The organism is Pantoea agglomerans, assembly GCF_020149765.1.
Classification (GTDB): domain Bacteria; phylum Pseudomonadota; class Gammaproteobacteria; order Enterobacterales; family Enterobacteriaceae; genus Pantoea; species Pantoea alvi.
In genome coordinates this window covers 1476743-1498715 of sequence record NZ_CP083809.1, presented here as the reverse complement: position 1 = coordinate 1498715, position 21973 = coordinate 1476743, and the positions used below count along the sequence as shown (strand labels likewise).

General features: G+C 58.8%; 20 protein-coding genes and 1 tRNA gene. 8 read left to right on the top strand and 13 right to left on the bottom strand.

Going from position 1 to position 21973, the window contains the following annotated elements:
• The first annotated feature begins 23 nt into the window (after nucleotides 1–23).
• Both LB453_RS09685 and LB453_RS09680 read left to right on the top strand, forming a co-directional pair.
• Entirely contained in the window at nucleotides 24–1403 is a 1380-nt protein-coding gene (locus tag LB453_RS09685; RefSeq protein WP_103796837.1) for an MFS transporter, read from the top strand.
• Between the two features lie 34 nt (nucleotides 1404–1437).
• The gene (locus LB453_RS09680) at nucleotides 1438–2814 is read left to right on the top strand and encodes an MFS transporter (RefSeq protein WP_103796836.1); all 1377 of its coding nucleotides are present in this window, start codon (nucleotides 1438–1440) and stop codon (nucleotides 2812–2814) included.
• A 100-nt stretch (nucleotides 2815–2914) separates the two neighbouring features.
• On the opposite strand, the gene LB453_RS09675 is transcribed toward LB453_RS09680, so the two are convergent.
• The 12 genes from LB453_RS09675 to LB453_RS09620 all read right to left on the bottom strand — a co-directional run bounded on the left by LB453_RS09675 (nucleotide 2915) and on the right by LB453_RS09620 (nucleotide 13392).
• Nucleotides 2915–3217, bottom strand: a complete 303-nt coding sequence (locus LB453_RS09675) for a helix-turn-helix domain-containing protein (protein ID WP_103796835.1) — start codon at nucleotides 3215–3217, stop codon at nucleotides 2915–2917.
• Between the two features lie 4 nt (nucleotides 3218–3221).
• Nucleotides 3222–3575: a type II toxin-antitoxin system RelE/ParE family toxin gene (locus LB453_RS09670; RefSeq protein ID WP_103796834.1), complete on the bottom strand. Its 354-nt coding sequence runs from the start codon at nucleotides 3573–3575 to the stop codon at nucleotides 3222–3224.
• 237 nt (nucleotides 3576–3812) lie between these two features.
• Complete coding sequence (locus LB453_RS09665; protein WP_224481707.1) at nucleotides 3813–5111, bottom strand: NtaA/DmoA family FMN-dependent monooxygenase; 1299 nt, start codon at nucleotides 5109–5111, stop codon at nucleotides 3813–3815.
• Complete coding sequence (locus tag LB453_RS09660) at nucleotides 5108–6319, bottom strand: M20 family metallopeptidase (RefSeq protein ID WP_224481706.1); 1212 nt, start codon at nucleotides 6317–6319, stop codon at nucleotides 5108–5110. The genes LB453_RS09665 and LB453_RS09660 overlap by 4 nt, the downstream gene beginning before the upstream one ends.
• Nucleotides 6316–7104, bottom strand: coding sequence for an ABC transporter ATP-binding protein (locus tag LB453_RS09655; protein ID WP_103796831.1), 789 nt, complete (start codon nucleotides 7102–7104; stop codon nucleotides 6316–6318). The genes LB453_RS09660 and LB453_RS09655 overlap by 4 nt, the downstream gene beginning before the upstream one ends.
• Nucleotides 7101–7874, bottom strand: coding sequence for an ABC transporter permease (locus LB453_RS09650; RefSeq protein ID WP_103796830.1), 774 nt, complete (start codon nucleotides 7872–7874; stop codon nucleotides 7101–7103). Before LB453_RS09650 ends, LB453_RS09655 begins: the two co-directional genes overlap by 4 nt.
• Complete coding sequence (locus tag LB453_RS09645) at nucleotides 7871–8875, bottom strand: ABC transporter substrate-binding protein (RefSeq protein WP_103796829.1); 1005 nt, start codon at nucleotides 8873–8875, stop codon at nucleotides 7871–7873. Before LB453_RS09645 ends, LB453_RS09650 begins: the two co-directional genes overlap by 4 nt.
• A 101-nt stretch (nucleotides 8876–8976) precedes the next feature.
• Nucleotides 8977–9675 (bottom strand): aspartate/glutamate racemase family protein, encoded by a 699-nt coding sequence (locus LB453_RS09640; protein WP_103796828.1) that lies wholly within the window; start codon nucleotides 9673–9675, stop codon nucleotides 8977–8979.
• The gene (locus LB453_RS09635) at nucleotides 9668–10684 is read right to left on the bottom strand and encodes a D-cysteine desulfhydrase (protein ID WP_103796827.1); all 1017 of its coding nucleotides are present in this window, start codon (nucleotides 10682–10684) and stop codon (nucleotides 9668–9670) included. The genes LB453_RS09640 and LB453_RS09635 overlap by 8 nt, the downstream gene beginning before the upstream one ends.
• 110 nt (nucleotides 10685–10794) lie before the next feature.
• Entirely contained in the window at nucleotides 10795–11451 is a 657-nt protein-coding gene (locus tag LB453_RS09630; RefSeq protein ID WP_103796826.1) for a methionine ABC transporter permease, read from the bottom strand.
• The gene (locus LB453_RS09625; RefSeq protein WP_103796825.1) at nucleotides 11432–12550 is read right to left on the bottom strand and encodes a methionine ABC transporter ATP-binding protein; all 1119 of its coding nucleotides are present in this window, start codon (nucleotides 12548–12550) and stop codon (nucleotides 11432–11434) included. Before LB453_RS09625 ends, LB453_RS09630 begins: the two co-directional genes overlap by 20 nt.
• 11 nt (nucleotides 12551–12561) lie before the next feature.
• Entirely contained in the window at nucleotides 12562–13392 is an 831-nt protein-coding gene (locus tag LB453_RS09620) for a MetQ/NlpA family ABC transporter substrate-binding protein (protein ID WP_103796824.1), read from the bottom strand.
• Between the two features lie 214 nt (nucleotides 13393–13606).
• Here LB453_RS09620 and LB453_RS09615 point away from each other — a divergent pair, with 214 nt between their 5' ends.
• The 3 genes from LB453_RS09615 (at nucleotide 13607) to LB453_RS09605 (ending at nucleotide 16551) form a co-directional block, all read left to right on the top strand.
• A complete protein-coding gene (locus tag LB453_RS09615) occupies nucleotides 13607–14248 on the top strand; it encodes a TetR family transcriptional regulator (protein ID WP_103796823.1) in 642 nt (213 codons plus the stop codon).
• A 73-nt stretch (nucleotides 14249–14321) separates the two neighbouring features.
• Nucleotides 14322–15704: a D-arabinono-1,4-lactone oxidase gene (locus LB453_RS09610; RefSeq protein ID WP_199187349.1), complete on the top strand. Its 1383-nt coding sequence runs from the start codon at nucleotides 14322–14324 to the stop codon at nucleotides 15702–15704.
• A 19-nt stretch (nucleotides 15705–15723) separates the two neighbouring features.
• A complete protein-coding gene (locus LB453_RS09605; RefSeq protein ID WP_103796822.1) occupies nucleotides 15724–16551 on the top strand; it encodes a glycosyltransferase family 8 protein in 828 nt (275 codons plus the stop codon).
• Between the two features lie 39 nt (nucleotides 16552–16590).
• On the opposite strand, the gene LB453_RS09600 is transcribed toward LB453_RS09605, so the two are convergent.
• Entirely contained in the window at nucleotides 16591–17712 is a 1122-nt protein-coding gene (locus LB453_RS09600) for a Gfo/Idh/MocA family protein (RefSeq protein ID WP_103796821.1), read from the bottom strand.
• A gap of 92 nt (nucleotides 17713–17804) precedes the next feature.
• Between LB453_RS09600 and LB453_RS09595 the strand changes: the two genes are divergently transcribed.
• The 3 genes from LB453_RS09595 (at nucleotide 17805) to LB453_RS09585 (ending at nucleotide 21963) form a co-directional block, all read left to right on the top strand.
• On the top strand, nucleotides 17805–18017 hold the full coding sequence (locus LB453_RS09595; protein WP_103796820.1) for a hypothetical protein: 213 nt from the start codon (nucleotides 17805–17807) through the stop codon (nucleotides 18015–18017).
• A gap of 21 nt (nucleotides 18018–18038) precedes the next feature.
• Nucleotides 18039–18114, top strand: a tRNA-Asn gene (locus LB453_RS09590).
• Between the two features lie 243 nt (nucleotides 18115–18357).
• Nucleotides 18358–21963 carry an AAA domain-containing protein gene (locus LB453_RS09585; RefSeq protein WP_224481705.1) on the top strand — a complete coding sequence of 1202 codons (3606 nt, stop codon included), beginning with the start codon at nucleotides 18358–18360 and terminating at the stop codon, nucleotides 21961–21963.
• Nucleotides 21964–21973: the final 10 nt, after the last annotated feature.

Below are 21973 nucleotides of genomic sequence, written 5' to 3'. Positions count from 1 at the left end.
CGCCGGGCTGAGGGAGAAGAAAAATGCAACAGACAGCCAATCCGGCAACCCTGCGCTTGCCGTTCAAAGAAAAACTGGCCTATGGCATGGGCGATTTAGGCTCCAATATTCTGCTGGACATCGGTACGCTCTACCTGCTCAAGTTCTACACCGACGTGCTGGGTTTGCCCGGCACCTATGGCGGGATTATTTTCCTTATCGCCAAGTTTTTTACCGCTTTTACCGATATGGGCACCGGGATTATGCTCGACTCCCGGCGCAACACTGGCGCAAAAGGGAAATTTCGCCCCTTTATCCTTTATGCGGCCTTCCCCGTTACCCTGCTGGCGATTGCCAATTTTGTCGGCACTCCCTTTGAGATCGCCGGCAAAACGGTGGTGGCCACGGTTCTGTTTATGCTTTACGGGCTGTTCTTTAGCATGATGAACTGCTCTTACGGCGCGATCGTGCCCGCCATGACCAAAAACCCGGACGAGCGCGCGGCGCTTGCCGCCTGGCGCCAGGGCGGAGCGACGCTGGGATTGCTGCTCTGCACCGTGGGTTTTGTGCCGGTAATGAACCTGATCGACGGAAATCCACCGCTGGGTTATATCTTCGCCGCTACCCTCTTCTCCCTGTTCGGTCTGCTGTTTATGTGGTGGTGCTATGCCGGGGTGAAAGAACGCTATGTCGAGGTAAAACCGCTCGACGGCGGGCAAAAACCCGGATTGCTGCAATCCTTCCGCGCCATCGCCGGAAACCGCCCGCTGTTTATTCTCTGCATCGCCAACCTCTGCACGCTCGGCGCATTCAATATCAAGCTGGCGATTCAGGTTTATTACACCCAGTACGTGCTGAACGACCCTGTGCTCCTCTCCTGGATGGGCTTTTTCAGCATGGGCTGTATATTTATCGGCGTCTTTTTAATGCCCGGCATGGTGAGGCGCTTTGGCAAGAAAACGGTCTATCTCAGCGGCCTGATGATTTGGGTGGCGGGCGACCTGCTCAACTACTTCTCTGACAGCGGCTCGGTCAGCTTTGTGCTCTTCTCCTGTCTGGCCTTTTTTGGCTCAGCGTTTGTTAACAGCCTGAACTGGGCGCTGGTATCTGACACGGTGGAATATGGCGAATGGCGCACCGGCGTGCGCTCTGAAGGCACGGTCTATACCGGCTTTACCTTTTTCCGCAAAGTGTCGCAGGCGCTGGCCGGTTTCTTCCCCGGCTGGATGCTGACGCAAATTGGTTATCTGCCTAACGTGGTGCAGTCAGCGGGAACCGTCGAGGGCCTGCGCCAGCTGATCTTTCTCTATCCCTGCGCGCTGGCGGTGATCACCATCGTCGCCATGGGCTGCTTCTACAACCTCAACGAGAAGATGTATGTGCGCATCGTTGAAGAGATAGAAACCCGTAAGCAAACGGCTTAATAAATAGCGCCCGGCGAGGCGTAAAGGAGCGATGATGTCTGAACCTGATCCGCTAACGCTAAAGCTCAGCCTGCGGGAAAAATGCGCCTGGGGTCTGGGCGACTTAGGCTCCAATTTGATGCTCTGCATCGGCACGCTCTATCTGCTGAAGTTCTATACCGATGAGCTGGCGATGCCGGCCTACTATGGCGGGATTATCTTTCTGGTGGCAAAGTTCTTCACCGCCCTGACCGATATGCTGACCGGCGTGCTGCTCGACGCGCGCCGCCATATTGGCGCAAAAGGCAAATTCAAGCCCTTTATTTTCTACGCCTCCTTTCCTGTTGCGCTGACCGCCACGGCGCAGTTTTTCGCCACCGATTTTACGCTAACGGTGAAAACCGCGCTGGCTACCCTGCTGTTCATGCTGTTTGGTCTGTTTTACAGCCTGATGAACTGCGCATACGGGGCGATGGTGCCTGCCATTACCAAAAACCCCCTTGAGCGCGCCCAGCTTGCCGCCTGGCGCCAGGGCGGAGCCACCCTCGGTCTGCTGCTGTGTAGCGTGGGTTTTATGCCGATTCAGAGAGCTTTTAACGACTCGCCTTCGCTGGGATATGTTATGGCCGCGCTGATCTTCTCAGCTTGCGGGCTTATCTGCATGGGGTGCTGCGTTCGCGGCGTGAAAGAGCGCTATATCGACATCACGCCCGATCATCACCAGCCCAGCATTATGAAGTCGTTTTGCGCCCTTTTTCATAACCCTCCGCTGCGGGTGTTATGCCTGGCTAATCTGTGTACGCTGGCCGCGTTTAACATCAAGCTGGCCCTTCAGGTCTATTACGCTCAGTACGTGCTCAACGATATCCGGCTGCTGTCGTGGATGGGCTTTTTCAGCATGGGCGCGATTCTGGTGGGCGTACTGCTGGTACCGACCGCGGTGAAGCGCTTGGGTAAAAAGCAGGTCTATCTTGGTGGGCTAATAATATGGGCAGCTGGCGATGTGCTGAACTTTTTCTGGGGCCTCTCGTCACTGTTATTTGTCGCCTTCTCCTGCATCGCGTTTTTCGGCACCGCCTTTGTTAACAGCCTGAACTGGGCGCTGGTGCCGGATACGGTGGATTACGCAGAGTGGAAAACGGGTATCCGCGCCGAAGGTTCTGTCTATACCGGCTATACCTTTTCCCGCAAAATCTCCGCCGCGCTGGCGGGCTTTCTGCCGGGTATTATGCTGACGCAAATTGGCTATATGCCCAATATGGCGCAAAGTGAAACCACGCTGCTGGGGTTACGCCAGCTGATATTTCTCTGGCCCTGCGCGCTGGCCCTTATCGCCGCGCTCACTATGGGTCTCTTTTATAAGCTGAATGAGGCCCGCTTCGTTTTTATTATCGAAGAGATCGGCCGACGAAAAAAAATCGTGCCGCGCTGACCCAGCCGTCAGGCGAGAAACAGAGCCTGCGGTTTACCGCCTGGTCGCTGAGGTGCGCAGCCGCTATAACACACTGCGCGCCGGTCATCCCTCGCCTAGCCTATACCTGAAACCCATAGTGCGTGCCATCCGGCAGCTCAATATCGAGATGCAGTTTGCCGCCTGCCGCCTCCACATAGCGCTTCAGCGTAGAGAGGCGCAGATCGCGTCCCGGTTTTTCCATGCCTGCCACGGTGGGCTGCCTGATGCCCAGCGTCTGCGCCATCTCAACCTGGGTTTTCTGCACCTTTTCGCGCAGTTCAGCCAGATGAATATTCAGCAGAATCTCAGCGGCCGAGCGCTCTGCTTCAGCAGCCACCTCGGGTTTTTCATCTGCAATAAGCTGTTCAAGCGTTCTGCCCATCGCGTTACTCCTTTTCTCTTAACCCCTTAAGCCACCCGGTAAACTCCCGGTCGGCTGCTGGGATCATTTCAGCGTAAAATCGTTTTTCATTGCCAGCTTTGTGACCGGCACAAAGCAAAACTCCCGTACGGTCGGGGTCAAAGGCAAAAAATGCCCGAATGGGATGACCTCGACACTGAATGCGCAACTCTTTCATATTGATGTAGCGCGAACCTTTAAGCGTATCAGCATAGGGTCTGGGCAACCCCGGCCCTCTCTCCTGAAGGGCGATCATCGCAGCCAGTACGCTGGCCCGGTCGCTATCGCACAGCTGTGTAAACCAGCGATCGAATCTGACCGTGGTTTTTATAGCCCACACATTTCCTCCTGATAATATAGTCTTAGACCTATATAGATGTAAAGCGATAAACAGGAGTATGTAGCGGCGTGATGGCAGGGTCACCTGCCTGAAAGGGAAACGCAGAGAAGGCGTGCAAGGTTTCGGCTTAGGGGCTGCAACGCACCACGGCTTTTTGATCCGTGCCGCAGAATCAGGTAGTTAAAAGAAAATATCCCGCTGTCCAGATGAACAACGGGAATATGTGCAGCAATAAATTCATCCCTGCGATAGCGGTGCCAGTTCCAGACTGGATCGGAAATCATCCCCCACATAGTCACTGTCCAGCAAATTGCGTCTGCGCAGCTCCGGCAGCAGCCCGTTCAGCAGCAAATCCTGTTGATCCGGCTGCCCAAGCCCGTGCAGAGAAATCACATCCAGCACGCCCGCGCGATAACGCTGCTCAATCGCATCGGCCAGAACCTTTGGGATGCCTGCGGTAAACCAGTGACCGGTCTCTTCCGCCTTAATAATCAGTTCACGCAGCGTCAGACCTTCCAGCGCAAAGCTGCGGAAGATCGCGGCACGCCCCTGACGTCGGTGCACCTGCGCCAGCGCCGGGATCAGCGCAGCAGGCAACGGCCGATCGAGTGGCAGATCGCGCAGATCGATCTCGCCGCCGAGCATATCGGCCACGCGCAGCCTGCCCTGTTCATAATTAATACGCTCGTGCTTCTCGCGCAGGCGGCGCGCCACGTCAGCGTCGCTATCGCCAATGATGGCATGGAAGGAGTTCATGATCAGCGGCAGGTTCTGTTCGCGACCAACGCGCCGCGCACGCTGCTGCACGTCGGCAACAAACGCCTGCGCCGCCTCGAAGGTCGGCTGCGAGGTGTAAATCACCTCGGCAAAGCGCGCGCCGAGCGAGACGCCCGCCTCTGACTGCCCGGCCTGAAACTGCACCGGGCGACGCTGCGGCGGCGGCGGCACATTGAGCGGCCCGGCAACCTGAAAATAGTCGCCGCGATAGTTAATTGCGTGCAGCTTTGCGGGATCGATGCTGATTCCGCCGCTGGCGGTACGCTGCACCGCATAGGGCTGGTTGGCGTCGAACAGCGCATTAATGACCTCGATGAATTCGCTGGCGCGGGCATAGCGCACTTCCGGCGGCGGCAGCGCACCTTCGCCGAAGTTCTCTTCGCCCACGGACGAGGTCACCGCGTTCCAGCCCGCGCGTCCGCCGCTGAGGTGGTCGAGCGTGCCGATTTGACGCGCCAGGTGATAGGGATGCAGCCAGCTGGTGCTGACGGTAGCGATCAGGCCGATATGCGACGTCGCCTGGCTCAGCGCCGCCAGCGCGATCAGCGGATCCTGACTGCCGGTCGTCCCCGCCAGCCCGGCGGGATCGGCCTGTAACAGGTCAGCGGTGAACAGGCCGGTTATTTTCTCGCGTTCGGCTATCTTCGCCAGCGAGATAGCGCGCCTGATGCCGGTATCTGGCGCGCTGTCGTTGCCCGCCGCGATCACGCTGGCCGCGCCGACCAGCGTTTTAAGTTTTCTGCGATAGGGTTGCGTCACGATCCTCTCCTCTGTTGCGTCGTAAAATCAGATTTGATGCGCTCAAGCGCGTCGGCATCGGTCAGCAGACGCAGCCCGGTGCGCGCCAGCACCCGCGCGCCGACGATCAGCGCCTGATAGCCCCGTTCGGAATTGGCCGCCTCGCGGAAAGGCACGGTGTGAAAAATCAGATCGTCAGGGCCGATTTTCAGCCAGGGGTGCGCTGTCGGCACCGCGTGGCTGATGTCGCCCGCGTCGGTCGAGACTTTGCTGGTCTGCGGCGAGCGATCGACCTGCTCGCCCGCCGCCGTTAGCTCCTCCAGCAGCAGCGCATCCAGCGCCGGATTAAGCCTGAAGTCGCGCGGGCCGACCTGGTGGTCAATCTCGACTCGCGCGCCGGTCGCCAGCGCCACGCCCTCCGCGATGGCGCGCAGGCGCGGCTCAAGTGCTTCAACCTGTTCGCGGCTGTCGGCACGAATATAGTAGTGCGCCGCGGCATACTCAGGAATGACGTTCGGCGCCTGACCACCGTTGGTAATAATGCCGTGCACGCGCACGCCGTCCGGCAGCTGCTGGCGCAGCACGCTGATGCCGTTGTAGAGCAGCACCAGCGCGTCGAGCGCGTTAATGCCTTTGTGCGGCGCGCCCGCGGCGTGCGACGGCCTGCCGTAAAAGTGAAAATAGAGGTGATTATTCGCCAGCGTCGCTTCGGTAAGGCGCGTTTTTCCCGCTGGATGCGCCATCAGCGCCGCATCGACGCCGTCAAGCAGTCCCGCCTCGACAAAACGTTTTTTGACGTTGCCTCTGGGGCCGCCCGGCCCGGCGAGGCCGCCCTCTTCCGCAGGGGTGCCCAGCACCACCACGCGACCACCGGTCTGCGGCAGCGTCTCGCCCAGCGCAATCGCCGCCGCGACGCTGGTCACGCCGATCAGGTTATGGCCGCAGGCGTGACCGATGCCGATCAGCGCGTCATACTCGGCGATAAAGGCCACCGTCGCGCCGGGTTTATCGCTATCTTTCACGGCGTAGAAGGCGGTCTCGTGTCCGGCCACGTTGCGCGTCACCCTAAAGCCCTGCGCCTCCAGCAGCTGCGTGAGCTGCTGGCTGGCAAAGTATTCATTGTTGCCGGTTTCTGGCTGGCTGAAGATCGCTTTCGACACCTCGACATAGCGCGCACCATACTGTTCAAGGCTGTTTTCCAGCCGCTGTTGGAGCCTGTTCAGGGTCATTTTTCCTCCTTAGTGAAGGGCGTCAGATGGCGTTTCGCCTCCTGACGCACGCGCTGTAATACATGGTGTTTGATGTCGCCGTAGTGCGGCTCGCTCGCCAGGGTCTCGATATCGCGCTGGCGGCCGAACGGCAACCTAATTTCTTCTACGATGCGGCCCGGCCGCGCCGACATCACCAGAATGCGGTCGGCGAGAAACAGCGCCTCCTCGACATCGTGGGTGACAAACAGCAGCGTAGTCTGGGTAGCGAGCCAGGACTCGCGCAGCAGCTCCTGCATCATCAGGCGGGTCTGCGCGTCGAGCGCGCCAAACGGCTCGTCCAGCAACAGCACCTCAGGACCAGGCAGCCAGGCGCGCGCCAGCGCCACGCGCTGCTTCATGCCGCCGGAAAGCTGCCAGGGCGCATGATCCTCAAAGCCCGCCAGCCCGACGCGCTTCAGCCATTCGCGCGCGCGCGCCTCGACTTCTGCCCGGTTGTGCTTGCGCAGGCGCGGCCCAAAGGTGACGTTCTCCAGCACGCTAAGCCAGGGAAAGAGATTCGGCTGCTGAAAGATCATGCCGCGTGACGGATGCGGCTGCCGCACCGGCTCGCCGCCGCACAGCACGCGCCCCTGCTGCGGCCGGGCAAAGCCCGCCAGCAGGTTGAGAATCGTGGACTTGCCGCAGCCAGAGGGGCCGAGCAGCACCACAAATTCCCCTTTTTTCAGGCTGAGATCGATATCTTCCAGCACCGTCAGCGCGCCGAAGCGCAGCGTGACCTGCTGCAGTGAAACAGGGTCGCTCATGCGTCTCTCCCGGCCCAGGGCACCAACCAGCGCTGCAGGCCCAGCAGCAGCAGGTCGAGCAGATAGCCGATGCCGCCGAGCAGCAATATGCCAAGCATTACGATATCGGTGCGTAGATAAGCGCTGGCATTCATCACCATCCAGCCGAGGCCGGAGTTGGCCGCCACCATTTCGGCGGCTATCAGCGAGGTCCAGCCAATGCCCACCGACAGCCGGACGGTAGTGAAAAGATCGGGCAGCGTATCCGGCAATACCACGCGCAGAAAGATCTGGCGCGGGGATGCGCCCAGCGTCTGCGCCACGCGTATGCGCGCGCGCGCCAGCCGCTCTACCGCCGCCTGTGCGCCAACCACCACGCTGAGAAAGGTAGCGATAAAGATCAGAAAGAATTTAGAGGCCTCGCCGATGCCGAGCCATACCACTGCCAGCGGGATTAGGGCGATTTTCGGCAGCGGACGCAGGAACTGCACAAAGGGGTTAAGCGCTGCCGCCAGCGGCTCCGACATGCCCATCAGCAAACCCAGCGGCACGCCGATAACAATCGCGCAGGCGAACGCGCCGAGCGAACGCGCCAGGCTGACGACGATGTTCTGCCACAGTGGCACCTGACGATAGCCGTCGCTGACCAGCTCCTGCGCCGTCAGGCCAATATCGGTCAGCGACGGCAGCAGCAGCGGATCGACCCACTGTCGCTCAGCCGCCGTTTGCCACAGCAGAAAAAACAGCGTCACCGAGATGACGCTGATGCTGATTTTTGTACGCAGCTTCATGGCGCGGCGTGTGCAGCTTGCTGCAGAAAGCGCGGATTGATAGCCGCATCCCAGTGCGCCGGAATATCCCGCTTGCGCACTTCACCGGTTTCAGCGAGGAAGCTGGCGGTCTTGCTCAGCGCCTGGCCAATCCCGCTGGCGTCCGCATGGTTGCCGTCGCCCAGCCAGGCCGCCGTCGCCTGGTCCTGAATCGACGGATACTCCAGCCCGGAAAGGGTATTGGTGGCGGTCGTCACCGGCGCGCCAACCTCTTTCGCTACCGTCGCCGCGGCTTGCTCAGGGTGTTGACGGAACGCCTCCACCTTTTGCTGATGCACGCGCAGGAAGGCGCTGACGATTTGCGGATACTGCTCGGCGAAGGCTTTACGCACCGCATAGTTGTTGTAGATCAGGTAGCCATCTTTCTGCAGATCTTTGGTGGCGAACACCTGATGGCCGCCCGCCGCCTCCAGCTGCTGGGCGAATGGCGCCCAGACGTAGCCCGCGTCAATATCGCCGCGCTTCCACGCGGCGACCATCTCTGCCGGGCGCAGCGGCAGTAGCGTAATTTTGCTGCGGTCCAGGTGATGCACTTTGATCGCCGCGTCCAGTGCGTACTGCGAGGTGGAGTTCGGCGGATAGCCAACGCGCTTGCCTTCCAGATCGCGCAGATCCTTAATGCCCTCTTTGCCAATTAGCCGCTCGTAGCTGGCGATTACGCCAGAAACGCCGACGATCTCAATCGGCAGCTTGCGCACCAGACCCGCCGTTGCCGGGCTGGAGCCGAAGTTGGCGATATCGATAGCGTTGCTGGCGAAGTAATTCAGCGCATCCGCACCCGAAGCGAACTGCACCCAGTTCACTTTGGTGCCGAAGGCTTTATCCAGCGAGCCGTCCGCTTTCGCCAGCATGATGACCTGCGAGCCGCCGCTGTAGGCGATACGCACTTCATCCGGCGTGGCACCGTAGCTGAAAGCGCTGACCAGGCTGGCAGCGAGTAAAAATCCCAACTGCTTTTTCATAGCATTATCCTTGTGGAAGTCCTGACGACAGGCAAAAGCGTGCCGCCGCACGCGCAGAACGCGTAACCGATTAAAGTATGTTGTAATTAAATAGCGCGTTGTTACTGCTGCCACAGGCGAGCGCACACCGCCGCCATCGCCTCTGCCGGATCGATCGCCGCGCGCGGCGGCTGCCAGCCGATGGCGCGCAGCGCCAGCGGCACTTCGGTACAGGCCAGCACCAGCCGCTCCGCGCCGCGATCCAGCAGCGTCTGCGCCTGACGCGCCAGCAGCGCCCCGCCCGCCGCAATATCGCCGCGCTTCACCGCATAGCAGCCCGGCACAAAATAGTGCGCTGTCTCCGCCGCCGTGGGCAGCAGTGTTTCGATGCCGCGCTGCGCAAAGCGCCGCTGAAACCAGCCCGCATCCAGCGTGCCCTGCGTCGCAATCAGCCCCACCGAGGCGGGTGCCAGCGCGGCGGCCGCCTCCGCCGTCGCGTCGGCGATATGCAGCAGCGGCGCGCGGCTGGCGGCCTGTAGCGCGTCAAACCAGTGGTGCGCCGTATTACAGGCAATCACGATATGGCTGGCGCCGACGCGGTTCAGCCGCGCAATACCGTCAATTAGCTGCGGCAGCGGCGATGGCCCCTGGCCCGCCAGCGCCTTTTGCCGATCGGGGATCTGCGGCACGTTCCAGACCACCATCGGTATCTGCTGCTGGTCGCTGGCACTGTTCACCGCGCGCAGCAGCTGATGCTGAAAATCGACGGCGGCGAGCGGCCCCATGCCGCCGAGCACGCCGAGCAGAAACGGCTCAGCCATGAGCGAAACTCGCCTCAAGCGGCTGCTGATAGCCAAACAGTCCCGCCGCGCCGCCGGTGTGAATAAACACCAGGTTCTCATTCTTTTGGAAGCGGCCCTGACGGATCAGATCGATTAGTCCGGCGAAGCCTTTGGCGGAGTAAACCGGATCGAGCAGGATGCCTTCATGCTGCGCCAGCAGCGTCAGCGCCTCCAGCGTGCCTGCCGCAGGAAGGCCGTAGCCGTCGCCGACGTAGTCGCTGTTGGCGACCACCGCTTCGCGCGGCAGCGGCTGCGTCACGCCCAGCAGCTCAAGCGTTTGCGACGCCAGGTTCCAGACGTTCTGCTCCTGCTTCTCCTTCGGTGCGCGCACGCTGATGCCCAGCACCGGAATGCCGCTGTTGCTGGCGAACAGGCCCGCCACCAGGCCCGCCTGGGTGCCGCTGCTGCCGGTGGCGTGCACCACATGATCGATGCGCAGACGCTGCTCCGCCGACTGCCACAGCAGCTCCTGCGCGCAGGCGACGTAGCCCAGCGCGCCGACCGGGTTCGAGCCGCCGCCGGGGATCACAAAGGGGCGATGCCCCTGTTCGCGCAGCTGCGCGGCGTGCTGCTCCATCGCCTGCTGCATATCTGCGCCGTTGGGCAGATGGGCAATGATCTCGCCGCCCAGCAGCTTGTCGAGCAGGACGTTGCCGGAGCGCTGGTAGGCTTCGCCGTAGTCGCTGACGCGCTGTTCGAGAAAGACGTGGGCTTTCAGACCGAGACGCGCCGCGCCGGCGATGGTCTGGCGCACGTGGTTAGACTGGGTCGCCCCCTGGGTAATCACGATGTCCGCCTTTTCTGCCAGCGCCTGCGCCAGCAGAAACTCCAGCTTGCGCGTTTTGTTGCCACCCGTGGCGAGACCGGTGCTGTCGTCACGCTTGATCCAGAGCTGCGGGCCGCCCAGCAGCGTCGTCAGATTGTGCAGCGGCTCCAGCGGCGTGGGAAAATGGCCCAGCGAAAGACGGGGAAAACGGGCGAGATGCATAGCGCACTCCTTGAGAGGTTAAACAGGGATTTGCCGGTACTTTATGCCGGTAGCGCGCTGATGTTTAAAAAGAAATAGTGCTATCCATTGCGGGAAAAAGCACAAGCGCGCTAGTGCCGTTTATCGATACGCGCCACCAGCCGGTCGCCCAGCCACTGAATGCCACACACCAGCACGATCAGCACCGCAATCACCGCCACCATCACCGCGGTGTCGAAGCGCTGATAGCCGTAGCGAATTGCCAGGTCACCCAGCCCGCCGGCACCAATTGCGCCCGCCATTGCCGACGCGCCAATCAGCGCCACCAGCGTCACCACAAAACCGGCCAGAATGCCCGGCAGCGCTTCGGGGATCAGCACGTCCCAGACGATACGCAGCTTGCTGGCCCCCATGGCGCGCACCGCATCGATCAGCCCGCGATCGACGTCGCGCAGCGACACCTCCGCCACGCGCGCAAAATAGGGCGTGGCGGTGATCGATAACGGCACGATCGCCGCCCAGGTGCCGAGCGAAGTGCCCACCAGAAAGCGGGTAAAGGGGATCAGCGCCACCAGCAGAATAATAAAGGGCAGCGAGCGAAAACCGTTGATAATCAGGCCGAGCACGCGGTTGACGCCGCGATGTTCGGCGATGCCGCCGGGGCTGGTCATCACCAGAATCAGGCCGAGCGGCAGCCCGGCGAACAGCGAAAACAGCCCGGCGATCGCCGTCATAATCAGGGTTTCCCACAGCGCGTTAAGCAGCAAGTCAATCATTACTGGCGACATAACCCACCTTTTCTACCTGAGCCTGCTGCTGATGCAGCCAGGCGAGAACCCGTTGCTCATCGGCGTGATTGCTGGCCGGAATGGCAATAAAGAAGCGCACCACCGCGTAGTGCTGAATATGGTAGACGCCGCCCTGAATCAGGCGAAACGCGCCGGGCAACGCGCAGGCAAAACGCGTCAGCAGCTCGCCCTGCCCCTCCTGCCCGGCGAAGTGCACGTTGTAGATAGCATCGCCCTGTTTTTGCTGGCTCAGACGCGCGGCAATGTTGTCGGGCAGCTGCGGCAGCAGCCCGCGCAGCAGCGTGCGGGTAAGCTGCGCCTGCGGATGGGCGAACACCTGCCACACCGGCCCCTGCTCGATAATCTCGCCGCCGTCAATCACCGCCACGCGATGCGCCACGGACTTAATCACCTCCATCTCATGGGTGATCAGCAGAATGGTGATGCCGAGCCGCTGATTCAGCGATTTCAGCAGCGCGAGGATCGCGCGAGTGGTTTCCGGATCGAGCGCCGAGGTCGCCTCGTCGCACAGCAGCAGCGCCGGGCTGGCCGCCAGCGCGCGGGCGATGCCGACGCGCTGCTTTTGGCCGCCCGAGAGCGCCGCCGGATAGTGCTGCGCCTTATCGGACAGCCCTACCAGCGCCAGCAGCTCCGCGACGCGCCGGGCGCGCTGGGCTTTCGCCATGCCGGCAATCTTCAGCGGCAGCGCCACGTTCTGCGCCACGGTTTTCGCCGACAGCAGATTAAAGTGCTGAAACACCATGCCGACGCGGCTGCGGACTTTTTGCAGCTGCTTCTCCGACAGGCCGGTAATCCGCTCTCCCTCAATCTCAATCTCGCCTTCGTCAGGCTGCTCCAGCCCGTTAAGGCAGCGGATCAGCGTCGATTTACCCGCGCCGCTGCGGCCGATAATGCCGAGGATCTCGCCTTTGCGCACCCTGAGCGACACCGCCTTTAGCGCCTGCGTCTCGCCGAAGCGGCGCGACACATTTTGCAGGCGCACTACGCTATCGTCGCCCGCGGCAAGCTCCTCCGCGCGCTCGACCACGCCGCGCACTACCGCGCGGATCGGCGCGGCAACCTCTGAAAATACCGTCATGCTCGCTATCCTTACCAGGCGGTCAGGCCGGTGCCTTTGTAAACCTGATCAAACACTTTCTTCACCGCGTCGTTCTGGTAAGAGGCGACCAGGGTTTTGACCCAGGGCGCGTCGACGCTCTCTTTTTTCACCGCGATAAAGTTGTTATACGGATTATCTTTTACCGGCTCCTGCGCGATGCGATCTGCTTTGGTCAGGCCGCTTTTCAGCGCCCAGTCGGTATTCACCACCGCCGCGTCGAGATCGGGCACCGAGCGGCCGATAATGCCGGAGTCCAGCTCTTTGATCTGCACGTGGCGCGGATTATCGGTGATATCCGCCGTGGTGGCGGCAATGCCCGCGCCCACGCGGAGTTTGATCACCCCCTGCTGCTCAAGCAGCACCAGGCCGCGCGCCTCGTTAGAGGGATCGTTCGGCACGCCGATGACCGCCCCCTCTTTCAGATCCGCGGCAGATTTTACCCTCTTCGAGTAGAGGCCGATGGGCCAGACGGCGGTGTCGCCGACGCGCACGATATCGTAGTGGTTAACCTTGATCTGGTTATTGAGGAAGGGCTGATGCTGGAAGGCATTAGCATCCACTTCGCCGTTTTGCAGCGCCTCATTGGGCTGGTTGTAATCATTGAACACCACGGTCTTCACCGTCAGCCCTTTTGCTGCGGCCTGCTTCACCACCTCACGCCAGACATCCTCATCTTCGCCGCTCATGATGCCGACTTTAATGGAACGCTTATCATCGGCATGGGCTGCCGTAAACGGAGCCAGAGCTGCACCAGCCAGCAACAGCGCGGCGGTGGTGATAGAGAGGAATCTGTTTTTGGTAACGGCCACGCGTGTGTGCATAGATTTGCTTCCTGAAAGTGATAGTCGCCAGCGTCAAGGTTCACTGTCGAAACGACAGCTAGCCGCAGTATACGCAGTTGCTTATATCGCTATTAATATTTTTACGGCAATACTATTCCTGAAATGCATATAAACAGGTTGCCGCTCGCGTCGCCAAATCAGCCTGGCGGGGTGTGATACCATGCTGGCTGAATTTTCTTAGTTACTAAGTGCTATGTCAGACACCACACCAAAACGAAAAAACGACCCTGAAGGGCTGAAAAAACGCATTCTCGCCGGCGCGCTGGCTACCTTCGCCGAGTTCGGCATGCAGGGCGCGCGGCTGGAGCAAATTGCGGAAAACGCGCAGACCACTAAACGTATGGTGGTCTACCACTTCGGCAACAAAGAGAAGCTCTATATCGAGGTGCTGGAGCAGGTCTACCAGGCGATCCGCCAGCATGAAACCGGCCTCCATCTGGAGGCCATGGAGCCGGAACTGGCGATAAGCAAGCTGGTGGAAGCCAGCTTTGACTATCACGTCTCCCATCCCGATTTTATGCGGCTGGTCTGTACCGAGAACCTACTGCGCGGCCGCTATATTACCCAGTCGCCGCGTATCAAGGCGCTGAACCGCAGCGCGCTCGACGTGCTGGAGGCGATCCTGACGCGCGGTCAGCAGCAGGGTGTCTTTATCCGCGAGATCGAGACCATCGACGTACACCGCCTGATCAGCAGCATCTGCGTGCATCACGTCTCCAACCGCTACACCTTCAACGCCCTTTTCAGTCCTGACAACAGCGAAGAGGAGAGCATCCGCCGTAATCGCCAGCTCGCGGTTACGGCAACGCTGCGTTATATCCGGAAATCGGGCTAAGGGAAGCGACAACGCTGTGATGGGCTACGCTTAAATAATGCAAATTAATATGTTTAACCACAGGAATGCATTAGTGAGCATAGATGCCCAACATTATCCTCTGCGGAACACTACCCTCAACGACACAGACGACGCGCTGTGGAACTGGGCGCAAAACGCCCAGGTTGGCAGCCGCCAGCAGTTACACCAGCCGCGCAGCGAGGCGGCGCTGCAGCAGCTGTTACGTGATACCCGGGGCCGCGTACGCGTTATCGGCAGCCGCCTGTCGCCGGGCCGAATGCTGAATGTCGACAGGGATGATGTGCTGGTCGATATCAGCGCCCTCTCCGGCATACTGGCCCACGACAGCGACAGCGTTACCGTCGCGGCGGGCACCACGCTTAACGAGCTCTATATCCATCTCACCGCGCTGGATCGCATGCTGGCCGCTTCGCCCGGCGTGATTGCGGTGCAGAAGCTGGCGGGCGCGATGGCAACCGGCACGCACGGCCAGGGCCTGCATCAAAGCTCGCTGGCGGACGAGGCGCTGCGCATTCGCATGGTGCTGGCGGACGGTTCGATACGCGAATTTACGCGCGGCGAGCCAGACTTCCCCGCCGCTCAGGTGACGCTCGGCGCGCTCGGCATTGTCACCGCCGTGACGCTGCGCACCCAGCCTTTCCGCATCTACACCTGCCATAAAAACGCGGTGTCAGCGGACAATCTTGAGCAGGATCTGCTGCGCTGGAACAGCGAATATGCGCTGAGCAAAGCCTGGTGGTTCGTTGACGACAACCTGATGCACGTCTGGAACGCCAACGAAGCGAGTGCGCAGGAAACCGCCGGGTGGCAGGCGAACAATCGTGAGGTGGTGAAGCACGCCGACCAGGGCGACGACAGCCTGAACAGCACCATTGACCAGACGCTGGAGCAGATGCACCGCGACACGCAGATCCACGGCAAAGGCGGCAAACAGTTCCGCACCGTCACGCGCTTCCGCGACTTTACCGACGTGACCGGCGACATCTACCAGCTGTTCTGCCGCGGTATCGCGGTGCCGCAGATCAACGTTGAAATCGGCGTCCCCCTTTCGCGCACGCCTGCCGTTATCAGCAAAATCAAACGCTGGTACGCCGCGGAGCGACCGCATATGCACTACCCGATTATTCTGCGCTGCACCGGAGCCTCTGAAGCCTGGCTTAGCCCGGCCTATGGTGAGCCGACCTGCTTCTTCGGCTTTGTGGTCTATTACGCCGACGATGGTTCGCTGTCGCAGGATGGCCTGCACTTTCTTACCGAGGTAGAGAAGCTGCTGGCAGAAGAAGGCGGCCGCCCGCACTGGGGCAAATATTATGACGCTGGGCGCTACGTCTGGCGCGACGTTTATCCGCACTGGGACGACTTCCGCACGCTGCGCAGCGAGCTGGATCCGCAGCACCGCTTCAGCAACGATTATCTGACCGCACTTTTTGACTGACTTTTACAGGGAGGGAACCATGTTTGCATGGGTTACGCTGCTGACGCAGCCCGATTATCTGGTGGGTGTGAAGGCGCTGCACCGTTCGCTGAAGCAGAGCGGCACGCGCTGGCCGCTGGTGGTCATGACCACCGACGCGATCCCGCAGGCGGACCGCGCAGCGTTACAGGCAGAAGGCTGCATAGTGCAGCCGGTCGATCCGATCTACCCCAACAGTGCGCTGGAACAGCACTACGCTTCGGCGCAGTTTGGCGAAGTCTGGACCAAGCTGCGCGCCTGGCAGCTGACCGACTATGCGCGGGTGGTGTTCCTCGATGCCGATATGCTGGTGCTGCAAAATATGGACGAGCTGTTTACGCTCGATCTCGGCGACAACCTGCTGGCCGCCTGTCACGCCTGCCGCTGCAACCCTAACCATATCGCCTCCTATCCCGCCTGCTGGCAGCCGGAAAACTGCCATTACACCTGGCAGGATCGCGGCGAGCGAGCGCCTGCGCTGCTGGATAACTACCTCAACGGTGGTTTTCTGGTGCTGCAGCCGGACAATGCGCTGTTTGAACAGCTGGCGGACCGGGTTGCCGCGATTGTGGATTTAAAGGCTTACCCCTTTTCAGAACAGGATCTGCTGAACGAGGCGTTTCACGGCCGCTGGCTGCCGCTCTCCTATATCTACAACGCGCTGAAAACCCTGCCGTTTCAGCACAGCCGGATGTGGAAAGAGAGCGAGGTGAAGAACCTGCACTTTATTCTGGCGAAGCCGTGGAAGCGCGATTTGCAGCAGCCGGAGAGCGAACGCGACCGCTACTATGCGCTGGATAAGCTGTGGTGGGAGAAAGCCGCAGGATAATCATTCAGGCGCGCGGCGTCACGGCCGCGCGCCGCTTCTCTAAACCGCCTGCCAGCGTCGCTCGGCGGCGGAAACCGCAATCGCCTCCAGCACCTTTTGCACCTGCAACCCTTCGGCAAAATCGGGCCACAGGCGATCCCCTGCCGCGATGCCGTTGATCAGGTCGCGAATTTCCACCGTTTTTTGATCGTTAAAGCCGATGCCGTGCCCGGCCGAGACGCAGAAGCTGGCGTAGTCGGGATGCGCCGGGCCGGTCAGGATGGTTTTAAACCCCTGACGCCCCGCCGGTTCGTTGTGCAGATAAAGCGCCAGCTCTGCCATACGCTCCTGGGTGTATCGCAGCGTGCCTTTGGTGCCCGTGACGACGTAGGTCAGGCCCATTTTGCTGCCGCAGGCGATACGCGAGGTTTCAATCACGCCGTGCGCGCCGTTGCGAAAGCGCAGCAGCGCGCTGGCCTGATCCTCATTCTCTACCGGCAGCTGGCGGCTGGGATCCTTCGCGTCGGGACGGGTTTTAATCACCGTCATCATGTCGCCGCTCACCTCTTCAATATCGCCCACCAGATAGTGCGCCATATTGACGATATGCGCCGCCAGATCGCCCAGCGCGCCGAGGCCCGCCAGCGCTTTCTGGCAGTGCCAGTCGAGCGGCGTCTCGGGCTTCGCCAGATAATCTTCGTTGTGGGTGCCGTAGAAGTGTACGACCTCACCGATTTCGCCGCGCGCAATAATCTCTTTAGCCAGCTGGCTGGTGGGGTTTTTCATATAGTTGAAGCCCACCAGGGTTTTCACCCTGGCGGCCTGGGCTGCCTGCACCATCTCTTCCGCATCGGCCACCGAGAGCGACAGCGGCTTTTCTGAATAGACGTGCTTGCCGTGGCGAATCGCCTCCAGCGCCATCTCTTTATGCAGGAAGTTAGGCGCGCAGATATCCACCACGTCAATCTCAGGATCGCGCACCAGCTCGCGCCAGTCGCCGGTCGAACGCGCAAAGCCAAAGGCGGCCGCCTGCTTCTCCGCCAGCGCCGGATTGACCTCCGCCAGCATCTCCCGCACGATTTCGCCCTTTAGCGGGAAAACCGTCGGCGCCTGCGCGTAGGCGATAGCGTGGCAGCGTCCGATATAGCCGCTGCCGATCATGCCAATCCTGACTCTGTTCATTGACCGCCTCTTGTTTCATTGTGGGATTTTCACGGAATATACGTTTCGAAAAAAGCGCAGGCAAACGGCAGCGCAAAGAAGTGTGAGCGGCTTTGAAATCTTTCTTTCGCGCCGGAAGCGGCGTTCAGGCGCTGCCCTTTTTTACACCGAAGCAGTCAGCATTTTTCATTAATGCTATCGGGGAAAAATACTTTCCATTTCCTGGGTGCAAAGCTCTCGGCCAGCGCAGCAGCTTCTGGCGGTTATTTCAGCAGTTGAACGCTTTTGTGAAAAAGGGCTTTGACATGGCCGGTGAGGGTCGATAATATGCGCCCCGTTCAAGCGATTCCTCTGTAGTTCAGTCGGTAGAACGGCGGACTGTTAATCCGTATGTCACTGGTTCGAGTCCAGTCAGAGGAGCCAAATTCGAGAAGCCTGCTCAGGGAAACCTGAGCGGGCTTTTTGCGTTTTAAGTTTCTGCATAGCCCTGCTTTATTGATAACAGCGCAGCCCTGAACTCTGGGGGTAAAGTGAAATCTTTCTGTATGTTGTAACTAGAAGGGTGTTACCCCTTTCAGAGAAAACAATTAGCGGCTTTAAACATTACCTCTATGTTATTCTCTGACCATTAATATCAGGGAGATACTCAGGAAAGGCTCAGTTAGCATGATGCAAAACTCATCAAGGAACATCCTCTCAGCGTGGCATGACTACGTAAAATTCAGTGGTGCAGAAAAAAGCAAAATATCAGCCAGCCAGGTGCATGAATATCAACAATTCATGCTTAACGAAAATAATTGTGCAGAAAACCAGAGCGGTATAATCGTTAGTGTGTCGCCTGAAATGCGCGAAAACTGGCGCAGGCGTTTCGTTAAATATGGCGAAAAGGGTGAAATTACTCATATTGAGCCTGTCAGCCTGCTGTTTCCGCTGCTGCGCTGCACTGAACAGGAGCGTGGTAAATCCATTGTAAAATACCTGCCGCTGTTCTCTTTCCCACTGCCAAAATCATTCTTTGAGCAAGAGACAACTTCACTTCTGGTTCCTGTTAAAGATGGGCAACTTGTCAGCGCGTTCCCCTTCGCCTTTCGTGAAATCTTTGGGATCCAGCTGGATGAGCTTGGTGAAAATCGCCATATGATGAGTATCGTCAGCGCGCTCACCGGCTGTAAATATGACACCTTTCTTGAGTCGTTTGAGGCACTCCTGTTATGGGTCACTCAGCACTCAAACAGTAAATTCAGGGGACTGGAAACGGCGTTTAACGCCCTGGTGGCTCCCCTGCATAATGAAGATTACAACCTTAAGCGTGATGAGGAAGATTTTACCTGGCTTTGTAATAAAGCAGTCGGTGATTTTCCCCTGCTGGAACAGTATCTCAACCATATTCACCATGCCGGTAGTGCGGCCGATATTTACGACGTGGTGACGGGTGGTTTGTTTGAAACACACTATCCGTTAGGCCATGGACAGATGGCCGCCATTCAGGCCATTAATCAGGATGAACGTCTGATCGCTGTTCAAGGCGCACCCGGTACCGGGAAAACCACGCTGTTCAAGTCGCTTATAGCACAACAGCTGGTCGCCCGAGCGCTGGCGATCGCTGACGGGAAAGACCAGAATTTCGGTATGCTGGTCACTTCCACAGCAATAAAAGCAGTTGAAAATATCATTGATGATCTGCGTGCCGATCCTGTCACCCAGGATCTTGACTGGTTATGGTTTCATAGCGGCTCAAACGATCAGGTACAGAGTGAACTTGCCCGGCTTGAACGTCTTATCAGTCGCTGGCGACAGGAGAGCTATGACGAACAGCAACAGCGCGATTTTTTAGCTGTTCTAATCAGGCATCGTAACGAACTGGATGCCTGTTATCGGGCATATCTGAATGCGAAAGCGAGCGTAATACAGTCGGCTGAAGATTGTGGGCTACATACCACCCGTGCAGAAGAGCTTACGCCGCGCTTTATGGAAAATATTCCTCCGCTTGCGGCTCACGCACAGCTACTCGGAATTGACATCTCGCTACGTCATCCCAACGACCTCGATGCTTTAGCCTGTCAGCTGGAGCAGCGCCTCCAGGAAATTCGCGCGATAAAAACGCAGCGTCAACAGGCCGGCAGAATTTACCAGACGTTGCAGGCGACCTGGCCACAGCCGCATAGTCTGGACCAGATACTGCGATGGATGAATTCCCCGCTACGCCCGGCGCTGGCGCTTCATTACCGCGACTACCCGCGAACAGGAATAAAGCGCTATCTGGTTCGTTTTTTCAAAGGGAAATATCAGTCAGGGTTGCAGCAAATGAGCCTGGCTGCGCCAGAAGACTTTCAGCACTTCAGTCTTTTTACCCTGACCCATCATCAGTTGGCGGCCCTGGCTGATGCTGGAGACAGACTGGCACATCAGGAAGATAACCTTGCACTACTGGAAGTGCTCCTGCATGCAGAACCCGACGCTCAATATGAAGCCGATCTTATGACCCTGAGCGGTGACGTGGCAAAATTGCAGAAGCAATGGCGTCAGGTTATCCGGGCGCAACAGCTCATGGCAGCTTTTCAACAGGATTATCCGGAAGGTAGCTGGTGCGATATTTTGCGTAAGCGCTTCATCAGACAACACCGGGAAATGTTTGAAGCCGCTATCGGCTATCTCTGGCAGGAACAACTCAGGCGTAAAATTGAACTGGAAGAGGTGCTGACTCACTGGCGAGCATTAATGAGCAGACGCACCAGTGCGGGCTACTATCGCTGGCTGGATAAGCTGGATGAATTTTACCGCGCACTTTCGCTGGTCTATCCGGTTATGGCAACCACGCTAGTCTCCGCCTGGAAAGTCGCAGGCTACCGTAAGCTCGAAGAGCTAAAGGGGCATAAACCCTGGCATCTGGCACTGTGCGATGAGGCAGGCATGATCTCGCTGGAATCTTTGGTACCGCTGTTAAGCCGCAGCGAAAAAGCGATGATTGTCGGCGATCCCCTGCAAATCGAGCCCATCAGAAACCTGTCGGAAAATTTGCAAACACAGCTACGTGAACGTCATTTCGCCAGCAACAATACTTTGTATGAGCGGGTCTCACCTGCAAGCGTTACGGGCTGGCACCGTGCGGCAGGTACGCTTTCCGGGCGGGTAGATGATACCGGCAACGGCATTATCCTTGATGAGCATCGCCGGTGTCAGAAACCGATTGCCGATCTCTTTATCCGGCTGGCGGGCTATCATGGCGTTAGCGTGGAAACAGCCTCTCCTTCTGAACGCATAGCCAGCGCCTTTGAGAAATCGGGTGGCCATCATTTGATGTTCTACAGCGTTGAGGGCCAGAAAGGCGATATGGTCAATACCAATGTGGATGAAGTCGATGCTATTGAGCTGCTGCTGAATAAACTGGAGGAATGCGGTTACGATTTGACCGCCGATGTTGGCATCGTCACGCCCTATAGCAATCAGAAGTCATTACTGATTAAGCGCCTTGCCCAGCGTATGAATCACTGGCAGAAAAACTGCATTGGTACAGTGCATCAGTTCCAGGGCGTAGGCTTTGAGGTCATAATTTACAGCCCGGTAATTTTTCATCCGCTCGATAAGCCAGCTTTTCAGAACGACGCGCCAAACATGTTGAATGTTGCCGTTTCCCGCGCAAAACAGCAGTTTATCGTGGTGGGTAATCATCACAGGCTGCGGCAGGCTGGCGGATATCTGAAAATTCTTGCGGACAGCGTTGCCGAAGATTTTCTTCTCGAACAGGGTAGCCAGCATCCGAATTTTGCCAGCCTGAGCCAGACACCGCGTTTACAGCGTTATTATCGCGACTGTGAACATATCGCCGCATTCAGTGCCCTGACGAGCCGGTGTGAGCAGGAACTGGTTATTATCACTCCCTGGATCCGCCGAGGAGGCAATCAGTATCAGAGGCCGGAACTGGCGCATCTCATTGCTGCACAGCAGCGTGGCGTCAGGGTTAAGATCTATTACGGCTACTATCATCAGCGTCTGGATCGCGCTGAAGATAATGATGAGTCACTGGTTGCTGAGTATCGAGAAAAGCTTGGAAAAGACAATGTTATCCGGTTGACGGAAGGGACGCATGAAAAGGTCATAATGATCGATGGCCGCTATATCGTTCTTGGAAGCTGGAACTGGCTGTCTCATGGCTACCATCATAGCTGCGAGCGTAGCGAACAGTTCATCCACGCTATTCGTCATGAGATTAGCGCAGAGCTGGATGATGTTTCGCTGGTGAAGGCGCTAAGGGAGAGGCTAACGCTGGAATAGCGTTTCGATT

Excerpts from the sequence above, each read along its gene's own strand:
- LB453_RS09650 (WP_103796830.1), bottom strand. The coding sequence starts at position 7,874 with ATGAAGCTGCGTACAAAAATCAGCATCAGCGTCATCTCGGTGACGCTG.
- LB453_RS09605 (WP_103796822.1), top strand. The coding sequence starts at position 15,724 with ATGTTTGCATGGGTTACGCTGCTGACGCAGCCCGATTATCTGGTGGGT.
- LB453_RS09625 (WP_103796825.1), bottom strand. The coding sequence starts at position 12,550 with ATGACGGTATTTTCAGAGGTTGCCGCGCCGATCCGCGCGGTAGTGCGC.
- LB453_RS09685 (WP_103796837.1), top strand. The coding sequence starts at position 24 with ATGCAACAGACAGCCAATCCGGCAACCCTGCGCTTGCCGTTCAAAGAA.
- LB453_RS09655 (WP_103796831.1), bottom strand. The coding sequence starts at position 7,104 with ATGAGCGACCCTGTTTCACTGCAGCAGGTCACGCTGCGCTTCGGCGCG.
- LB453_RS09615 (WP_103796823.1), top strand. The coding sequence starts at position 13,607 with ATGTCAGACACCACACCAAAACGAAAAAACGACCCTGAAGGGCTGAAA.
- LB453_RS09630 (WP_103796826.1), bottom strand. The coding sequence starts at position 11,451 with ATGTCGCCAGTAATGATTGACTTGCTGCTTAACGCGCTGTGGGAAACC.
- LB453_RS09600 (WP_103796821.1), bottom strand. The coding sequence starts at position 17,712 with ATGAACAGAGTCAGGATTGGCATGATCGGCAGCGGCTATATCGGACGC.
- LB453_RS09635 (WP_103796827.1), bottom strand. The coding sequence starts at position 10,684 with ATGCATCTCGCCCGTTTTCCCCGTCTTTCGCTGGGCCATTTTCCCACG.
- LB453_RS09680 (WP_103796836.1), top strand. The coding sequence starts at position 1,438 with ATGTCTGAACCTGATCCGCTAACGCTAAAGCTCAGCCTGCGGGAAAAA.
- LB453_RS09660 (WP_224481706.1), bottom strand. The coding sequence starts at position 6,319 with ATGACCCTGAACAGGCTCCAACAGCGGCTGGAAAACAGCCTTGAACAG.
- LB453_RS09620 (WP_103796824.1), bottom strand. The coding sequence starts at position 13,392 with ATGCACACACGCGTGGCCGTTACCAAAAACAGATTCCTCTCTATCACC.
- LB453_RS09645 (WP_103796829.1), bottom strand. The coding sequence starts at position 8,875 with ATGAAAAAGCAGTTGGGATTTTTACTCGCTGCCAGCCTGGTCAGCGCT.
- LB453_RS09675 (WP_103796835.1), bottom strand. The coding sequence starts at position 3,217 with ATGGGCAGAACGCTTGAACAGCTTATTGCAGATGAAAAACCCGAGGTG.
- LB453_RS09585 (WP_224481705.1), top strand. The coding sequence starts at position 18,358 with ATGATGCAAAACTCATCAAGGAACATCCTCTCAGCGTGGCATGACTAC.
- LB453_RS09640 (WP_103796828.1), bottom strand. The coding sequence starts at position 9,675 with ATGGCTGAGCCGTTTCTGCTCGGCGTGCTCGGCGGCATGGGGCCGCTC.